An 18,999-nucleotide genomic window follows, 5' to 3' on the forward strand; every position below is an offset into this window, starting at 1 on the left:
ATCCGCCTCGTCCGCGCCCGCCGCACCGATCTCCCTGAGCCGGGCACTCGCCGCCCTGCACGCCTCCGGGGTGCCCGCCGCCTTCGCCGAGGTCCGCGACGGTCGCCGCACCTGGTCCGGCGCCTCCGGCGTCGCCGACCTGTCCACCGCCCGCCCGGCGCGGCCCGACATGCGGCACCGGGTCGGCAGCATCACCAAGAGCTTCGTCGCCGCCACCGTGCTCCAGCTCGTCGCCGAGGGAAAGGTCGGGCTGGACGACCCGGTCGGCCGGTGGCTGCCGGAGCTCGTCCCCGGTGAGGTGGGCCAGCGGGTCACGGTGCGGATGCTGCTCAACCACACGAGCGGCATCGGCAACTACACCGAGGCGATCCTCGATTCCTACGCCGAAGTGACCAGCGTGGGGCAGACCCGCTTCACCCCAGAGGAACTCGTCCAAATCGGACTGTCGCTGCCGCGCACCGGCGCGCCCGGCGACCACTACTCGTACTCCAACACCGGGTACATCATCATCGGCCTGCTGATCGAGAAGGTCACCGGCAACGCCGCGTCCGCCGAGGTGACCCGCCGGGTGATCCGCCCGCTGCGCCTCGACGACACCTACTTCCCGGGCGCCGACCGGACCATCCGCGGGCGGCACGCCGGGGCGCACTTCGCGCTGTTCGGCGTGCGCGACTTCGCCACCTACGACATGTCGTGGGCCTGGACGGCCGGCGAGCTGATCTCGACGCCCTCCGACCTGGACACCTTCTACCGGGCGCTGCTCGGCGGCCGGCTCCTGCCGCCCGCCCAGCTCGCGCAGATGCGCACGACGGTGCCGATGGACCCGGCGCGGCCCGACGACGGCGGATACGGGCTGGGCCTCTTCTGGTTGCCCACGCCGTGCGGCGCGGCGTGGGGCCACGACGGCGGCGTGATCGGGCAGATCACGGTGTCGCTGCACGCGCCCGACGGCGGGCGGCAGATGTCCCTCGCCACCAACCTCAGCCACTACAACCTCGGCGTCATCCCGGAGGTCCACCCGATCGACGCCGCCTTGGCGGACGCCGTCATGGCCGGTGTCTGTCCGAACGCGACGGCACAGCGCGCGGCGGCGGGCACGACCATGCGCCTTCCCCTTCCGGGCGCGATCGCGATCCCGCTGCGCTGATACGTCGCAGTTCCGACAACACACGGCCGGGTACCGCCTCGCCTTGTGCGAAAGCACAGGAGACCCGAGGCGGTACCCCCCGTCGTCTAGACGGCGTTAAACGCATTAACGCGTCTCGGTCGGCGGCGCTCCGACCGCCCAGCCCCGCGCCGACCTCGGCCTCCAAGCGGGACCGGCACCTCGGTTCGCGGATCGCACGTGCGGGTGGCAAATCAACGACTTTGCCTTTTGGCCGGCGCCGAAAAGACGAGAATAGGCGCTGAGACCTTCGGATGAATGGGGCGGGGATACGTCACATCGACCGGGAGCCTCTGTGCGGGGGTGACCGATGCCAACGACAATTGGCGCTTTGCGGGAGGCGACGGTAATTGTGCCGGGGGCTCCCATTGAAGAATGGGCCCGATTCGCGCTCATCCTCGCCTGGCCGCCGCGGTGGTCAGCCCACGCCTGCGCGACCAGCTGCGGCTGCGCGCCGGCGGCGGTCAGGGCGACGAGCTGGATCTCACGGTAGTTCAGGAGGGGCGACATGGACGTTCGGCAGGTATTCGCGGACTCAGCGGTCAAGCAGGAGTTCCTCGACCGCTTCGACGAGCTCGCCGAGCACGCACAGGACCAGTTGGGCGGCCTGGAGGGCCTGGAAGGCGGGCCCGGCGTCGACGACGCCGCCGCCGTCGCCGACGGGATGGCCGAGGGCACCTACGAGCCGGGCGCCGAGCCGGGCCTCGAAGCGATCATCGAACGCTTCACCCGGCCGGTCTACCTGGTACAGCGGTCGACGTTCGAGGCGCCGCCGGACGACTTCCCGGAGAGCGAGCTGATCCGCGAGCGGCTGGCGACGGCACGGGCCGCGGTCGAGTCGATCATCGGCAGCGCGGGGCGCATCGACCTGAGCAACCACCGGCTCGACTGGGTCGGCACCGGCTGGATGGTCGGCGACGGCATCGTGGTGACCAACCGGCACGTGGCCCGGGAGTTCGCCACCGCGGTCGACGGCGGGTTCGCCTTCCGGGCCAACTTCGGCGCGCCTCCCGTTCGCGCCTCCGTCGACTGGCGGCACGAGCACCAGCAGACGGAGGAGTCCCGCTTCCGGGTCCGCGAGATCCTGTGGATCGAGCCGGAAGACTCGCTCGACGTCGCCCTGCTGCGCGTCGACGCGCAGGGCGCGGACGGCGAGCCCCTGCCCCGCACGATCGACCTCATGTCCGGCGAGGAGATCGCCGCCGCGGGCGTCGGGTCCTGGGTCGCGGTGATCGGATACCCCGCCCACGACAGCCGCAACGACGCCGCCGACCAGCAGCGCATCTTCGACGGCGTCTACAACGTCAAGCGGCTGGCGCCGGGGCAGGTCACCGCCGTCGTGGCCAAGGACCTGCTGCACCACGACGCGACGACGCTGGGCGGCAACTCCGGGTCCGTCGTGCTCGACCTCGACAGCGGCAAGGCGCTCGGCCTGCACTTCGGTGGCATCCAGGGCGACCGCAACGAGGCCGTGCAGGCCTCGCGCGTACACGAGATCCTGCAACGGGTCCTGCACTGAGGGGGCGCATGATGTCCGGTCCGCCCGCACCCTGGTGGGACGATCCGCGGACCGACTGGTCCGCCGGGGAGCCGGGACGCGTGGTCGACGTGCTGACCTACGCGTACGAAGACCTCGCCGCGATCCAGGCGATCGCCGAGTCGGTCGGGCTCGACTGGCACACCGGGCCGGCGGCGGCCTCGGCCCGTGCCCGGTGGCAATGGGCGCTGACCGAGGCCGCCGGGCGGGGTCGGGCGCTCGACCTGGCCGCCGAGGTGCTGCACGACCCGGGCAGCGAGGCGTTCCACCCGCCGCTGCGCAAGCTGCTGGGCGACCGGCTCGCCCCGGCGTACGCCCGCCTGGCCGCCCGCCACGGGCTTCCGCCCCCGCCGACCGAGGGCACCGACCCGGTCGTCACCAGCCTCGTCGAGTCGATGGAGGAGCCCGGTGACCAGCCGGTCGGTGGTCTCGAGGCGATCACCTCGGTCACCGCCGGCCTCGACGACCCGCGTTCGCTGGTCCAGGCGATCCTCGACGCGATGGCCCGGACGGCGATGATCGAGGTGGCCGGACAGCCCCGGGGCACGGGTTTCCTGGTCGGTCCCGACCTGCTGCTGACCGCCGCCCACGTCGTCGGCGCGTCGCCGGTGCTGCCGGCGGACATGGTGGCCCGGTTCGACTACAGCGACATCCCGGGCCGCAGCCTCGCCGAGACCGGCACCGGGATCCCGGTGGTGGAGCTGCTCGCGGCGAGCCAGCCGACCGACGCGGAAGGCACCGGCCGGGTCCGCGACTGGAACGCGCCGGCCGACCGCCTCGACTTCGCGCTGGTCAAGCTCGGCTTCCCGGTCCCGCTGGCACGCGAGGTGACGCCGCGCGGCATGTACCCGCTCGAGGAGACCGCCTACGACTTCAGGTCCAGCCCGCTGCTGTTCATCACCCAGCACCCGCTGGGCCAGACGCAGCGGGTGACCTGGATCCGCACGCCGCCCGAGTGCAACCAGCTCGGCACCCGCATCCGCTACCGGGGCAACACGCTCAACGGCTCCTCCGGTTCGCCGGTCGTCGACATCCGCGGCCGGCTTGTCGCGCTGCACCACTACTCGCAGGGCGGCGACAACCAGGCCGTTCCCATCTCGTGTATCGCCAAGGCGATCTGCGACGGGCCGTACGCGAGCCTGCTGTCGGCGGCCGCACCGGTCTCGCCGGCCGTCGTGGCGCCCACGCCGCCCGCGCCGGTGGACATCGATCCGCTGCGGACGACGTCGGTCGGCGGCCGACCCCTGGTCAACCGCGGCGGCCTCCGCGACCGGGTCCGCACCATGACGGCGAAGGAGCCGGCCAACCGGGTCCTGGCGATCACCGGGGAGAGCGGCAGCGGCGTCTCCTACTCCTTCCAGTTCCTCCAGCACGTGGCGGAACGGGCGAAGCTCAGCGCGCCGATCCGGAAGGCGGCGCCGGACGGTCTGGTGGCCATCCAGATCAACCTCAGCAACTACATCGGCCTGGGGATCGACACCCGCCGCGAACGCATCATCGACGACCTGCTCATCGGCCTGGAGCTGCCGTACCCCAAGGAGCAGCTGGCACAGGACGCGCGGACGATCAGCACGCTCCAGATGTGGCTCACCACGAAGCTGCGCGACTCGCCGCGGCAGTGGTGGATCTTCATCGACAGCGTCAACGACACGACCGCCGCGAAGCAGGGCGGCCTCGACGAGCTGATCCACGCGCTCGTCACGGTGGCGGACGACCCGCGGGTCCCGCTCCGGCTGGTACTGGCCGGCCGCGACGCCGAGCGGTTCGCCCTCGAACACTCCCAGTGGCTGGAGCAGGACACCGCGATCGGGCTGGCCCGCAGCGAGGTGGAGGCCTGGTTCCGGGCCAGGGCGGTCGAGGAGGGCGGCAGCCTCGACGAGGCGAGCCTGGCCACCCAGCTGGACACGTTGTTTCCCGTCGGCGGTCCGCTCCCCGAGCCGCGCAAGCTGGCGCCGCGGCTGCCCGCGCTCCTGTTCGACGTGCTGGGGGCCCGGGATGGATCCTGAGCAGGCACTGTCGTTTGTGGACGCGGCCGAGGCGGAGGAGCGGCTGGCCGCCGACCCGGCGGTCGAGCGGCTGGCCGTGCTCGGCACGTTCGACCCCGGCGCGCTCCGCGCCACGAGTGAGGGGGCGAGCCTGGAGCACCTGCTGTGCCGGCCGCTGCCCGCCCGCGGCGGCCGCCCGGAGGTGGTGCTCTTCGAGCGGCGGCGGATCGACGCCCTGGCCGCGATGCTCCGCCGGGGCGGGCAGGCGGAGCTCGCCCGGATCCGGCGCGAGGTCCGGCCCGAGCACGACACGCCTTTGCAACGGGTACTCGACGACTTCGTCCTCGCGACCGGGCGGCCGGTCACGGCACTGAGCGAAGACGAGCTGGTGGTCGCCCTCGACGTGTGGCGGTGGGCGACCGAGGCGGTGGCCCGCGCGGGGCTGGCGGGCACTGTCAAGGTCACGCCGAGCCGCGCCGAGATCGAGGGGCGCCTGGCCCTCCTCGAGGTCGTCCGCAGCGTCCGCAAGCTCGCCGACGCGGGCTGCCTGGGCCGCGAGCACGAGGTCGCCAGGCTGCACGCGTACCGCACGGCCGCCCCGGTCCCCGGCGGGCTGGCCGCCGACCCGGCGATGGTGGTGTACGGCGTCGGCGGCGTCGGAAAGTCCACTTTGGTCGCCCGCTTCGTCATGGACATGTACGAGTCGTGCGGCCCCGCCGACCGCTGGGCGTGGGCCTACCTGGACTTCGACCGGCCGACGCTGTCCGCCTGCGAGCCCACGGCCGTGCTCAACGACGTCATCCGGCAGGTCGGCGCGCAGTTCCCGGAGTACCGCCGGGAGCTGGAGCACGACGAGGACGTCGCGCACCGCCGGGGTAAGGGCGCCGGCCTCGAAGCGGCCGACACGGCGACCTCCTACCGCGAACGGGCGGCCGGCTTCGCCCGCGGAAAGTCCATGGTGGACACCGCCCTCGTCGTCGTCCTCGACACCTTCGAGGAGGTGGAGCGCACCCGGCCCGACCGGGCGGCGGACCTCTTCGACCTGTTCGCCACACTGGCCGGTGAGCTGCGCTCGTTCCGGCTGGTCGTGTCCGGCCGCGGCCCTGCCTCGGTCTTCCTCGCCCCCGGCCGGCACGACCGGCAGCTGCACGTCCTGCCGCTGGGCGAGGAGGCCGCCGCCGACCTGCTGCGCTACATCGTCCGCCAGGAGGCCGGGGCCGCCGCTCCCCCGATCGACGACGCGCTGGCCCGCGAGATCATCGGGCTGGTCGGCGGCATCCCGCTCACGGTACGGCTGGCGGCGCAGGTGCTGGTGCGGGAGGGCTCGGCCGCCGTGGAAGACGCGGCGGCCCGGGCCCGGGCACTCGACCGGGTCCGCGTCGAGTTCGTGCGGGGCTTCCTCTACCAGCGGATCCTCAACCACGTCTCGGTGCCCGACGAGCGCACGACGGATGAGCTGCGGCGGGTCGCCCAGGCCAGCCTCGTCCTCCGGCGGATCTCCGTCGACCTCGTCGAGCGGGTCCTGGTACCGGCGCTCTGGCCGCCGCCGACGCTGCCGCCGGCCGAGCTCTTCGGCGGCCTCGCCAGCCAGCTGACGATGGCCGAACGGGACGGCGACGTGCTGCGGCTGCGCGAGGAGCTGCGCGGGCCGGCGCTCGCGGCGCTCAAGCTGCACGACCCGAAGCTCGTCTCCCGGGTGGGCGACCTGGCGGTGGGCTTCTACGAAGGCGAGCCCCGGTCGGACGACACCGACCTGGAGCTGACCTATCACCGGCTGGCCCAGGGCGACCTGACCGCACCCGTCGACGCCGACACCATCCGCCGCCTCGGGCTGTCGGTCGCCGACTTCCCGCCGTCGTCCGCGCGGCTGATCCACGCTCCGCACGCGCTCGCCGTCTCCGACGACCTCGCCAACTGGGAACGCCGCACCGCGCCGGCGGTCGACGTCGCCCTCCGCAAAGGTGACCTGTCCGAGGCCCGGAGGCTCCTGACCGGGCGGCCGGAACGCATGCCCGGCACGGAGCTGCACCGGCTCGAGTCGCGGGTGGCGGAGGCCGGCGGCGACCTGCGGCTGGCCGCCGAGGCGTCCCGGAAGGACGTGCGCGCCGCCCAAGAGGCGGGGGACGCCACCAGGACCGCGGCCGCCGTCGTCCGGCTCGCCCGGCTGGAGGAGCGGCTCGGCGAGTCCGAGGCGGCACAGGGCGAGCTCCAGAAGGGCGCCGACCTGCCGCTGCTGGCCGGCCATCCCGAGCTCCGGCTGGAGCTGCTGCTCAACCGGATGAACATGCTCGAACGCGGCCGCCTCGGCGACGGCGACCTGCGCTGGTCGCTCGGGCTCGGCGTGCGCGGGCTGATCCAGCGGTACGGCCCGCGGAATGTCACCCACAGCACCGCCCTCGTCCGCCTGCTCGCCGCCGCGCTGGGCCAGGAGGAGCCCGACCGCCTCAAGGAGGCGGTGCGGCTCGTCGGCCTGGGCCACGAGGAGGACCTGCGGCGGGTACGCGCCATCGTGTCCGCGATCGCCGACTGGGACCTCGCGCGGGAGGATCCGGGCCGGTTGGCCAGGCAGTTGGGGTTGCGGCCCCTGACGTCCGACCGGGAGGGGCTCGAAGCCGCCTGGCGGACGCTCACCGGGCTGGGCACCGACGCGGGGCTCCTGCTCGACCGCCTGTGGCGGCTGGAGTTTCCCCCGGAGCCGGTCCGGGAGGCCATCCGGGCGCTCTACCTGTGGTGGGCCGTCGACTCCGGCACGGAGCAGCGCCCCGCCAGCGCGACGCACTTCCTCGCGGAGACCCCGCTCGACTGGTCGCGCCAGGAGACCCGCGAGCTGGAGGACATCCTGCTGACCGTCTACTCCACGAGCACCGACAGCCGCATGCTCGCCTCCGCGGCCGGCCTCGACATGACCCTGATCAGCTGGTCGGGGTCGGCGCGGCGGGTCACCCGCGAGCTCATCGGCACGGCGAGCCGCGGCGGCCGGCTCGACGCCCTGGTCCGCGCGGTGCTGGCCGACCCGGCGAGCGGCGCGGTGCGGGACCGGCTGCGTTCACTCGTGGGCGACGCGTGGCTGTCGGAGCACGGCCGGCCCTGACCATTGCCGTATCCATCGATCACCGTTAGCATCCGTGCCTATGGCGGTGACGCGAAGGATATTCACATTCTCGGTGGTCGTGCTGCTCGGGGTGACCGCCGGCGCGGCGGCGCCGGCGGCGGCGCCCCTCCCCACGACGCAGGGCGTCTACGGCGCGGTCTTCCGCGACGACCGGGGCCGCGAGATCGTGCTGCGCGGCTTCAACGTCGCGGGCAGCGCCAAGCTCACCGAGAACGGCCTGCTGCCGTTCCGGAGCCGCGCCGACGCCGCCACCTCCGCGCAGGCCATGCGCGACCTCACCGGCGCCAACGCGATCCGCTTCCTGATCAGCTGGGAGGGCGTGCAGCCCGCGCGGCACACGATCGACTATGGATACCTCGACCGCGCGATCGAGCAGATCCGCGAGTTCACCGACCGGGGCATCCACGTGCTCGTCGACTACCACCAGGACCTCTACTCGGCGCACCTGTTCGACGACGACAGCTGGTACGACGGCGACGGCGCGCCGAAGTGGGTGATCGACGCCGGCGACTACCCGGACGAGTTCTGCGGCATCTGCTTCCTCTGGGGGCAGAACATGCAGAACAACGCCGCCGTCCGCGAGGCCATGTACGACTTCTGGCGCAACGAGTACGGCGTGCAGGACGCCTTCCTCGACCAGGCCGGCGCCACGATGCGCTACCTGCGCCAGCGGCTGCCCGCCGCCGCGTTCGACCGGATCGTGGGCTTCGACCCGTTCAACGAGCCCTTCGACGGCGGGCTCGACGGCGGCACCGGCGCCGAGTGGGAGCGGCGCTGGCTGCTGCCGTTCTACCAGCGCTTCCGCGCGCGCATGGACGAGGCCGGCTGGGCCGCCAAGCCGGCGTACGTCGAGCCGCTCGTCTTCTGGAACACCGGCTTCTTCGAGCAGGGCGGCCTCTCGACCATCGCGCCGCTCGGCACGCGGTACGTGTTCAACTCCCACTACTACGACGGCGCCCGCATCACCCTCGACCCGACCCCGGCCGGCGACGGCACCTACGCCGCCGCCATGAACCGCGTCCGTGACCGCGCCCGCACCCTCGCCACCGCGCCGTTCGTCTCCGAGTTCGGCAACTCGCTCCACAGTGACCGGACACCGTGGATGGTGCGCGCCATGTACCAGGGAATGGACGCGGGCGTGCCCGGCGCCAGCTGGTGGGGCGCGCCCGCGTCCGGCGGCACCGTGCTGTCCAACACGATGTGGCACTGGGACATCTACAGTGGACGGCACGCCGAGCCCGGCGACGGCTGGAACGGCGAAGACCACTCGGTGGTCGCCGTCGACGCCGCCGGCACGGTGGTCCCCCGCCTCGACCGCCGGGTGCTCGACCGCCTCTTCCCCACCGCGGTCGCCGGCAGCACACTGGCGTTCGCGTACGAGGACCTGGCCCGCTCCGGCTACGGCGGCGCCGGCCAGCAGCAGGCCTGGCTCGCGGCGCCGCAGAGCCTGCCCGCGATCCGCGCGCTGACGGCCGGCCGGCAGTACGGCGTCCTGGTGTGGCGCGGCACCGCGGGCACGACCGAGCTGCACCTGCCCGCGTCGTTCGCGCCCGCGACCACCACCGTGGTCACCGACGTGACGGCGGTCACCACGGCCCTGGAGGAAGGATCGGCGACCGCGCGGCGCCTACTGCTGGACGCCGGCGCCGGCGTGCACGCGGCCCTGGTGGTCAACACGACCGGCGGCACGGTGACCGCCGCCCAGCTCGCCGCGGCTCAGCGCGAGCTGGCGACGTGGCGCACCCGGCACTTCCCGTCCTGAACCCCCCGCGCCGTTGGGTCGGGCCCGCGGCAGGGCGCGCTCGGCCGCAGAGCCCGTTGAACAAGCCGCCTGGGTTTGTGGCATGTCTCGCTGGCCGCTGGGCAAGGCGGCCGCACCGGCGCGGCACAGCACCTACCGGCCAGCCGCGTCCGCCGGGAGCCGTTCGGACACCGGCTATCCGGACGCCGTGCCGGCCTACGACCTAACCGGGCCCACGACAGCGGTGTCTGGCGGCTCTGGCCGCGCCGGTGCTCGGCGGTCGAAGACAGCTCCACCAGACAGGCTGGCCCGACGCCGCTCGGACGCGATCGGCCGGCGGGCGGCGATCTGCGTTCGGGCCTCTGGCGGCTGGACATCGCGGCCGCCGCCCAGGGTTCTATCTGAAGTTGGGTTTCCGGCCGACCGGCGAGCACAGTGGTGGCCAGACCGTCGGCGTCCTGGACCTTTTGAAGATCCCGGCCGGACCCCCATTGACGGGACATCGAAGCAATGGGGCAGCAGTCCCGACGGAACCGGCCCGTGCTGCCGGCGCCGCTCGATTCGTCAATGCCACGATATCGTGGCGTTAATTGCCTTGTCGGCGTGGAAGGGCTGGTGGTCTTGGTGGTGGCACGGGACGATTAGTGGGTGTTAGTGGATGCGTCTGCCCAGCTCAAGGCCCTCGCGGGCGAGTGTGCTGACGCGCCTACCTGGTCGCTTTCCGACACCGCTCTTGTCGATTGTTTGGACACCATTCACCAGGCCGCGGCCGCTATTACCGCGGCCGAGTCGCACCTGGTTCGGGAAATCGACGGCCGCGGTCTGCCCGTCGCGCAGCACGCGTCCAGCACCGCCGTGTGGCTGCGTGAGCATCTGCGGATCAGCATCCACGCGGCAAAGCGGATGCTCGACCTGGCCGCGGCGCTCGACCAGCGACCGGCCCTCGACGCGGCGCTGGTCGCGGGTGTGGTCAACGCCGAGCAGGCCGCTGTGGTCGTGTCCGCGGTCCAGGAGTTGCCCGCCGATCTCGGCACCGATCTGGTCGATCAGGCCGAGGCGGTGTTGATCGGTCAGGCCGGGCAGTTCGAGCCGACGATCCTGCGTAAGGCCGGACAGCGGATCCTCGCCCACGTCGCACCGCGGATCGCCGACGCCGCCGATACGGCCGCGTTGCGGCGGATGGAGCAGCGCGCCCATCACGGCCGCGCGTTCCACCTGACCCGGCAAGGTGATGGCCGGGTCCGGTTGACCGGCTGGCTGGACGAGGCCGGCGCCGCCACCGTCAACGCCGCCCTGGACCCGCTGTGCGCGCCCCGCCACGACCACGGTGAGCCGCGCACCCCCGCCCAGCGCCGCGCCGACGCCCTGGTCGCGGTGTGTGAGCTGGCCACCCGCACCGAGCAGCTGCCGGACAACGGCGGGCAGCGGCCACACGTGACGGTCACCGTGCCGTTCGACCCGCTGGGCCAAAAGCTCGGCATCGGCACGCTGGACACCGGCGGACGGCTCAGCCCCGAGCAGGTCCGCCAACTCGCGTGCGACGCCCAGCTGATCCCCGCCGTGCTCGGCGGTAACGGACAGGTCCTGGACGTCGGCCGCGGCCGCCGGCTGATCAGCGGAGGGCTGCGGGCGGCGTTGGAGCTACGCGACCGCGGGTGCGCGTTCCCCGGCTGTGACCGGCCACCACGCTGGTGTGACGGGCACCACATCCGCGCCTGGATCGAGGGCGGCCCGACCAGCCTGGACAACAGCGTCCTACTCTGCGGCCACCACCACCGGATCATCCACCGCGGACACTGGACCGTCCGCCTCGCCGCCGACCGGCTACCGGAGTTCATCCCACCCACCTACGTGGACCCGCGGCAGGCACCCCGACGCAACCTCTACCACCACCGGACGTGACATGCGCTGGCCGGCGTGAGAGTCGGCGGGCTTAACAGGGCAGCCTCGTATCGGCCGCCTTGTCAGGGTCTCGCGGAGGGCCGGCGGTCGGGCTCAGGCGCACTCGTCGTGGTGGGGTGGGCGGATGGCGTAGCGCGCGCCCAGGGTGAGGCCGAGCTGAAACCTGTTGGCGACGCCGAGGCGGTCCATCATGTCGCGCAGGATGTAGGAGACGGTGCGCCGGCTGATCCCCAGCTCGCGTGCGGCGCGGACCTCCGTGTGGCCGGCGGCCAGCAAGGCGATCAACGCGCGCTCGCGGGGCTGGAGCGGCGCAGGGCCCGCGGTGGGCGCCGGCTCGCGCGGCTGGAGCGGCGCGGGGCCCGCGGTGGGAGCCGGCTCGCGCGGCTGGAGCGGCGCGGGGCCCGCGGCAGGTGCCGGCTCGCGCGGCTGGAGCGGCGTGAGGCCCGCAGCGGGTGCTGGCTGGTGTGCCGGGTGGAGGTGCCGCGCCATGAGGCCGACCAGCGCGGCGACGAGCGGGGCCCGCGCGGTGCCGGCGTGGGTCCGCCGCCCGTACGCGACCTCGGCCGCCGGCCGTGGTGTCCACGTCGGTGCCCGGCTCGGCACCGTGGCCTCCGGCGCGACGGCGCCCGCCGAGGCCAGCTCGTCGAGTGCCCGGCCGACGCGGCGCAGCGCCATGCCGAGGTCGGTGGCCAGGTCCGCGGCGGTCCGCGGTCCGAAGTTGACCAACGTGCGGTACAGGAGGTCCGCGTCCGGAGACTGTCCTAATCGGACCAGTGAGGCCACCGGCGGACCTGTGCCGACTGTCGCGTGAGCACGATGAGATCGAGTCACTGAACACCCCCGTGTCGCCTTCGTTCCTAACACGCCCAGCGGCGCCGTGAGGTTGGCAGATCGAGGACAGTCCGCGATCGCGTTGCACTGTTGCGCATTTCCTGCTTCTCAATACGGAAATGTCGGGCTGTGGCCTTGACCGTCCGACCCGGCGTCAACAGGATCCGGGCATCGCTCACGTGCGAAAGGGGAACGGGGAATGCGCACGTACGTCAGGATCTTCACCGCGGTCGCCGCGCTCGCGCTCGGCGGCGCGGTCACGGCCGCGGGCACCGGGGCGGCGGCGGCCGCGGCACCGCCGGCCACCGAGCTCACGATCACCTATCTCGCGACGCCGGCGTCCCAGGTCGTCGTCTGGCAGCTTGTGTGCGACCCGGCGGGTGGCACCCACCCCGACCCGGTCGGCGCCTGCGAGCTGCTGGAGAAGGCGACCGCCGACCCGTTCAAGCCGGTGCCGCCCGGCACGATCTGCCTGCCGTTCTCGGACGGCCCGGAGACGGCGCACATCACCGGGCGGTGGCGCGACCAGCCGGTCGACGCGTCGTTCAACCGGGTGCACTCGTGCGAGATCGCCAGGTGGGACAACCTCGTGCCGGTGCTGCCGAAACACAAGTAGCCACCGTCCACACGGTCGTCGGCCGCGCCCAGCCTCCAAGCCGGCGCGGCCGGCGCGACCTCGCGTTCACCGAAGGGACCGGCGGGAGCATCTCCGCCCCGGCGCGCACGTTCTGGGCGGCCGGTCTGGGCGGCCGGGTCGGTCTACCAAGATCGCGGAGTCTTCGGGCGGCGTTGGAGCCCGCGCTACCACCCCGTCACCCGAGGCGGCCAGAGTCACGCCGGTATCGGGTGATCGGGAGGCTTGATGGACAACGACGGAAGGGCGCCCGGCGTCGGGCGCCGGACGCTGCTCGCCACGCCGGCCGCGGCCGCGCTGCTGGCCACGCCGGTCGCCGGCCTGCTCGCGGCGGGCGAGCCCGCGGCGGCGCATGACAAGGAAGGCGGGTTCGACTGGCGCAGCCCGCGGTTCGCGCTCGCCGTGCTGCCCGACACGCAGTACCTCTTCGACGAGGACAGCTCGGACCCCGCGCCGCTGGAGGCGACCTTCCGCTACCTGAAGCAGGAGCGGGCCGAGGCGAACATCGCCTTCATGACCCACCTCGGCGACGTCACCGAGCACGGCAGCGACCACGAGATCGGGCTGGCCGACAAGGCGTTCCGGTTGATCGACGGGAAGGTGCCGTACAGCGTTCTCGCCGGCAACCACGACATCCGCGGCGGCGACGACCAGCGGGGCGACTCCGCCTACCTGCGCGCGTTCGGGCCGCGGCGCTTCGCCGGCACGCCCACGTTCGGCGGTGCCTCGCCGGACGGGTACAACAGCTACCACCTGCTGGCCGCCGGCGGCCGCGAGTGGATCGTGCTCGCGCTCGACTGGCGCATCTCCGACCGCGGGCTGGAGTGGGCGCAGGGCGTGATCGACGCGCACCCGCGTACCCCCGTCATCCTCACCACCCACGACCTGGCCTGGGCCGAGGACGGCGGCGAGGCGCACCTGAGCGGCAACGGGCAGCGACTGTGGGACCGCCTGATCCGCCGCAACGACCAGGTGTTCCTCACGCTCAACGGCCACTACTGGCCGCCCGGCCGCACCACGCTGACCAACGACGCCGGCCACGACGTCCACGTGCACATTACGAACTACCAGGACCGCTACTACGGCGGCGCCGCCATGATCCGGCTGTACCACTTCGACATGGTGCGCGGCGTGATCGACGTGGAGACGTTCGCGCCGTGGTTCCTGGCGCGCGACCCGGCCAAGCGCTCGCCGCTCGAATCCGAGACGATCGAGCTGACCGGGCCGGTCGACAGGTTCACCGTGGACATCGACTTCGCCGCCCGGTTCCAGGGTTTCGCGCCGGTCGCCCCGCCCGCGCCGCGCCCGGCCGCCGCGGTCACGTCCCGCTCCACGGTCGCGTACTGGCGCTTCGACCGTTCCGGCATCGACGGTGCGGGGACGCCGGGCACGCCGCTGGCCGCCGGCGCCGTCGCCCGTGACCTCACCGGCAACGGGAACGACCTCACCCTCCAGCGCCTGCACGCCAGCGCGCCCGAAGTCGTGACGTGGTCGGGCGAGCACCACCCCGGCCAGCCGGCGCACGCCAGCCTCCGCTTCGACGGCGGCAAGGGCCCGGACCGCGGCGCCATCCTGCGGGCCGCGGACCGCGCGCCGATCAACACCATGACCTTCCGCGACGGGTACACCATCGAGGTCTTCGTCAAGCTGCCGGACCCGTTCGTGGGTGACCACGCGTGGATGGGAATCCTCAGCTGGGAAGGGCGCAACGGCGACGCGGGCAAGACCACCGGCTGGTCGCCGCTCGAACCCACGTGCAGCCTCAACATCTCGCCGGAACGCTTCCTCCAGTTCGTGGTGTACCCGTCGGTGCAGGACGCGGACCCGACGTCGTGGAGCCACGCGCTGCCGGTCGGGCGGTGGATGCACCTCGCGGTGGTCAACGACTCCCGTCGCACGGTCGTGTACGTGGACGGCTCGAAGATCGCCCGCAACCCCACCCAGCCGTCCATCGGCATCTGCACGATGGGCAAGCCGTTCGTGGTGGGCGCGAACTCCTTCGACCTCAGGTACGGGCAGGGCTTCTACGGCTGGATCGGCGACATCCGCATCTCGTCGAAGGCGCTGCGCCCGGCGCAGTTCTTGAACCCCTACGCGTGACGGCACCCCTACGCGTGAACAAAGGGCGGGCGGCGGCTTCCCACGGCGGGCCGCCGCCCGCCCGACTCAGGCCGGGTTGCGCGCGTGCGTCAGCGTCTCCCAGGCCACGAAGAGCGAGTTGGTGCCCGCCGGGCGGCCCTGCTCGGTGAGCCGCTGGGTGTTGCTCATCCCGATGCCGAGCCGGCCGTGCAGCGCGTTGAAGCCCACCTCGGTCACCGGCCCCAGCCCCCGCGTGAGGGTGCCGCCGCACAGCCAGGCGGGCGGGGCCTCACCGAGCTGGTAACGCGCGTGGAAGCCGAGCGCGTGGCGCAGCCGCTCCCCCACCTCGGGGTACACGTCCTGCCCCTGGATCCGGGTGGTCTCGGCGACGTGCGCGATCGCGGCGATGCCGTACCCGGTGTGGGTGAAGTCGCGGCAGGTCTCCTGCGACAGCCCGTCGACGAACGTGCTCTGCCCGTGCCAGTACGCGACGATCTCGGCGCGGGTGTCGATGCCGCTACCGGCCGGCCCGCGCGGGAGCGCGCCGTCGCCGGTGAGGTAGATGTACGCGGGCACCCGCGCCCGGAAGATGGCCAGCGCCCGGTCGTAGGCCGCCCGGTCCTCCAGGAAGACCGCGATGCCGAGCGCGGCCTCCATCATGGACAGTTCCCAGTTGCCGTTGGTGCTGGCCCGTCCGGCGGCCACCTCCGGCAGGTACACGGTGCGGAGCATGGTGGCGAAGCGGTTGACGTTCGGCCAGGCCGTGTACGTGTACCGGATGATCTCGGCGGCCCGCGGCCAGCTGGAGCCGGCCCACGCGGCCTGGAGCGGCGCGTTGCTGTTGGTGTGGTCGGTGATGACCGCGGACCAGGCGTCCATGATGGAGATCGCCTTGGTGGCGTAGCGCGCGTCGCGGGTGATGTACCAGGCGAGCGCGAGCGTGTAGGCGGCGAGCGCGTCCTGCCGCTCGTCGGTGCAGCCGAGGTTGGGGTTGGAGTAGGAGCCGCACTCCACCACCGCGCGGGGGCGCGGCGTGCGGGACAGCGAGGCGTAGGCGCTGGCCATCATCTGGTCGTAGGCCGCCCGCCACGGCTGGGCGCCGGCATTGACCTGGGTACGGACGAAGTCGAGCTGGGCCCGGCTGACCAGCACGCCCGGGTGGGTGAACGTGGGCGGCGCGGCGGCGGCCCGGTGGACACCCACGCCGGTGAGCAGGACGGCCACGACGGCGGCGGCGAGCAGCCGGACTCTTCCCATCGGAAACACTCCGTACTCGAATGTAAACATTCTTAAGAGTTCCAATGAGACCATCGATGATCGCCGCTGTCAACGCAGCCAGTGCCGGCTCCGCGGGTCGTCATACATGTCGATGTACGGGTTCGGCCTGTAGAGGTGGAGTCGGGTGCCCTCGGAGAAGAGCGCGAGGAACGGGACCCAGTAGACGAAGAACGGCATGGCTGTGGCCAGGACCAGGAAGCCGGTCAGCGACCACGTCGCGAGCGGCGCCGCCGCGACGGCGTAGGCCAATGGGACGAGCAGGATGACGAAGACGATGAGAAACGCGTTGGGAAACCGTTCCGCGGCCGTGGAGACGGCGTGGCCGGATCTCACCTTGGTGTCGGCCTCGTCCAGGTAGCGCCGCCAACTGCCCTCGCGCCCCTTCTCCCCCCAGAGAATGATGCCGATGGCGAGACCGAACGCGGCCACCGCTGGCGCCAGATGCAGCAGCGGCGACCACCAGCCGAAGGGGCGGATCAGCGCGCGCCACTCGAACACCGCGACGTTGACCGTCCCGGCCAGCGCGGCGACGGCTCCGACCGCGTTCACGACACGGGCGGGCCAGAAGAGGGAGACGGTGACCGTCCGCGACCGGTCGACCTCGACCCGGGCCAGGCGCCCCTCCGCCTTCGCCTGGTAGAAGCGGTTGAGCGTGTCCGGTGCCACCTCCAGGTACTCCGCCCAGGCCAGCAGCGTCACGAGGTTGCTGTCGAGAGGCAGCCCTTCCTTGAACGGGTAGGCCTTCTGCCGGACGGCCGCCGTCAGGAAGGGCCGGTCGTAGCGTTCCTGCCGGTCGAGCGCCGCCTTCCCGTCCGGCTCCATCACCAGCTCCAGCAGCCGGGCGACGAGGGTCTTCGCCGCCGGCAGCCTATCGATGCCGGGTGCGGTCAGGCAGCGCCACAGCGGTTCCACCAGGCGAGGGTCGTCCGGTATGCGGTCGATGACGCGCGGGACCAGTGCGGCGATCCGGGCGGCGTTGGTGCCGGCTAGGGCGTTCAGCAGCGGGAGCACGCCGTCGATGTCGCCGCTCAGGGCCGCCAGGCTGGCGTTCGGATCGGTGATCGTCTTCTCCAGCCGCTGCACCGCCATCTCCTGCACCGTGGCCCGCGGCGACATCGCGGCCGCCACCAGGGCGGAGAGGTCGCGGTCGCGCGCATCCGGACGCAGGCTGTCCAGAATGTCGGCGGCCACGTCGTCGGAGGCGCGCGCCCGCCCGAGGCAATGCGCGGCGAAGGAGCGGTCGGCGAGCCTCGGCAGGAACTCGTTCGCCGCCCGCTGGTCCAGGCCGGCGGCGTAGAAGAGCACCACCTGGCGCCACTGGCTGTCGGCGGCCTTGTCCAGCAGCAGGTCGGCGCCGTCCGGCAGCTTGCGCAGCTCCTCCGCGGCGAGATGCTCCTGGATCGACCGGTGCGCGAAGACGAACCGGCCCGTCTCGGTCACGTCGGTCAGCAGGCCCGAACGGCCGATGACCTCGTCGACCAGCGCCCGGGGCTCGGGCGGCGCGTCGAGGTCGGGCGCCAGCGCGGTGGCGAAGTCGACGAGCGCGCGCCGGTCGAACTCGTCGAACCCGGCCGGCGAGCGCGCGGTGGCCAGTGCGAACTCGCGCAGCAGGCGGTACTTGTCGCCGACCGGGAAGCGCAGCGCGCCGCCGCCGGGGTCGCGCTTGAACCGGTGCCGGTCGAGCATCTCCTCGATCATCGTCTGGTACAGCTTCGCGATCGAGCTGGGGATCTCGTAGTAGTCCTTGCGGGCGTACAGGCCGACGGACATCGCGAGCACCAGTGGCGTGCGGTGCAGGTCGAGCGTGCCCGAGGCGCGTACCGCCTGGAGGAAGCTCTCCGGCCCGCTCGCCGCCTTGAACTTGGGGCGCAGCGCGTTGAGGTAGCTGAAGATCTCCGAGTCGCGCAGCGGGGCGAGCGTGCACACCCGGCGGGCGATGGCCGGCACCCACTCGTCCTCGATCATCCGGAAGTTCTGCCGCCGGCAGGTGACCACCACGCGGGCCAGGTGGGTGGGGCGTTCGCGGTCGTGGTCGCGCAGAAACCGGTGGACCGCCTCCAGCACCGCGTCGTACCGGTCGGCCGTGACCTCGTCGAGGCCGTCGAGCATGACCAGGACCCGCTGGCGTTCCAGCAGGTAGGCGAGCAGCCGCACCGCGTCCGCCCGGGTCATGCCGCAGTCGGACACCAGGATGTCGTCGACCAGGAAGTCGGCGAGGCCGCCACCGCGCCCGAGGTAGCGGGCGAGCTTGCGGAGCGGCACGAGGAACGGCACCTCCGCCCGGCCCGGCCGCCGGCCGCGCAGCCAGTGCCGGGCGCGCAGCGCGCCGACGCCGTACGCCTTGAGCAATGTGGACTTGCCGGAGCCGGGCTCGCCCTCGATCACCATGTTGCCGGCGGCCCGGTCGGCGAGCACCTCGGTGGCGACCGCGCGTACCTCCCGGTCGCCCTCCGGTTCGTGGAAGGAGAGCGACACGAACGTGCGGGTGAGGTCAAGATCCTCCTTGTCGTCCAGGTAGGGGTTGTCGTAGACGCCCCAGGTGCGGACGAACCACGCCGCGTACCTGCGCTCTGGCCGCCCGGCCCGGAGCAGCGCGCCCCGCCAGGCCCGCCCGATCGCCCGCCGGACCGGCCCGACCATGGCCACCACGATCGTCGCGACGACGCCCAGCAACGCCAGAATCTCGCTGGCACCCCATTTCGACACGGTCCACGTGCTATCGGATCCTGTCGTCA

General features: G+C 72.7%; 11 protein-coding genes. 8 read left to right on the forward strand and 3 right to left on the reverse strand.

Features of this window, described 5'->3' with window-relative positions; all coding sequences use genetic code 11:
- Positions 1 to 34: 34 nt before the first annotated feature.
- From AC5L36_RS09300 to AC5L36_RS09325, 6 genes are all read left to right on the forward strand, one after another.
- Positions 35 to 1,147 carry a serine hydrolase domain-containing protein gene (locus tag AC5L36_RS09300; RefSeq protein WP_441214945.1) on the forward strand — a complete coding sequence of 371 codons (1,113 nt, stop codon included), beginning with the start codon at positions 35 to 37 and terminating at the stop codon, positions 1,145 to 1,147.
- A gap of 526 nt (positions 1,148 to 1,673) precedes the next feature.
- Positions 1,674 to 2,684: a trypsin-like serine peptidase gene (locus AC5L36_RS09305; RefSeq protein ID WP_441214536.1), complete on the forward strand. Its 1,011-nt coding sequence runs from the start codon at positions 1,674 to 1,676 to the stop codon at positions 2,682 to 2,684.
- A gap of 11 nt (positions 2,685 to 2,695) precedes the next feature.
- Complete coding sequence (locus AC5L36_RS09310; RefSeq protein ID WP_441214537.1) at positions 2,696 to 4,708, forward strand: serine protease; 2,013 nt, start codon at positions 2,696 to 2,698, stop codon at positions 4,706 to 4,708.
- Positions 4,698 to 7,778 carry an AAA family ATPase gene (locus AC5L36_RS09315; protein ID WP_441214538.1) on the forward strand — a complete coding sequence of 1,027 codons (3,081 nt, stop codon included), beginning with the start codon at positions 4,698 to 4,700 and terminating at the stop codon, positions 7,776 to 7,778. The genes AC5L36_RS09310 and AC5L36_RS09315 overlap by 11 nt, the downstream gene beginning before the upstream one ends.
- Before the next feature lie 40 nt (positions 7,779 to 7,818).
- Positions 7,819 to 9,561, forward strand: coding sequence for a cellulase family glycosylhydrolase (locus AC5L36_RS09320; RefSeq protein WP_441214539.1), 1,743 nt, complete (start codon positions 7,819 to 7,821; stop codon positions 9,559 to 9,561).
- Positions 9,562 to 10,284: 723 nt separating this feature from the next.
- The gene (locus tag AC5L36_RS09325; protein ID WP_441214540.1) at positions 10,285 to 11,442 is read left to right on the forward strand and encodes an HNH endonuclease signature motif containing protein; all 1,158 of its coding nucleotides are present in this window, start codon (positions 10,285 to 10,287) and stop codon (positions 11,440 to 11,442) included.
- A 93-nt stretch (positions 11,443 to 11,535) separates the two neighbouring features.
- Here AC5L36_RS09325 and AC5L36_RS09330 read toward each other — a convergent pair whose 3' ends face one another.
- Positions 11,536 to 12,225, reverse strand: coding sequence for a helix-turn-helix transcriptional regulator (locus AC5L36_RS09330; RefSeq protein WP_441214541.1), 690 nt, complete (start codon positions 12,223 to 12,225; stop codon positions 11,536 to 11,538).
- Positions 12,226 to 12,472: 247 nt separating this feature from the next.
- Between AC5L36_RS09330 and AC5L36_RS09335 the strand changes: the two genes are divergently transcribed.
- Both AC5L36_RS09335 and AC5L36_RS09340 read left to right on the forward strand, forming a co-directional pair.
- On the forward strand, positions 12,473 to 12,889 hold the full coding sequence (locus tag AC5L36_RS09335; RefSeq protein ID WP_441214542.1) for an SSI family serine proteinase inhibitor: 417 nt from the start codon (positions 12,473 to 12,475) through the stop codon (positions 12,887 to 12,889).
- Between the two features lie 246 nt (positions 12,890 to 13,135).
- The gene (locus tag AC5L36_RS09340) at positions 13,136 to 15,007 is read left to right on the forward strand and encodes a LamG-like jellyroll fold domain-containing protein (protein ID WP_441214543.1); all 1,872 of its coding nucleotides are present in this window, start codon (positions 13,136 to 13,138) and stop codon (positions 15,005 to 15,007) included.
- 66 nt (positions 15,008 to 15,073) lie between these two features.
- Here the strand turns inward: AC5L36_RS09340 and AC5L36_RS09345 are convergent, their stop codons facing one another.
- Positions 15,074 to 16,243, reverse strand: a complete 1,170-nt coding sequence (locus tag AC5L36_RS09345) for an alginate lyase family protein (RefSeq protein WP_441214544.1) — start codon at positions 16,241 to 16,243, stop codon at positions 15,074 to 15,076.
- A 69-nt stretch (positions 16,244 to 16,312) separates the two neighbouring features.
- Positions 16,313 to 18,970, reverse strand: coding sequence for an NACHT domain-containing protein (locus AC5L36_RS09350; protein WP_441214545.1), 2,658 nt, complete (start codon positions 18,968 to 18,970; stop codon positions 16,313 to 16,315).
- Positions 18,971 to 18,999 lie beyond the last annotated feature (29 nt).

The sequence above is a fragment of the Phytohabitans sp. LZ39 genome, from assembly GCF_059359075.1.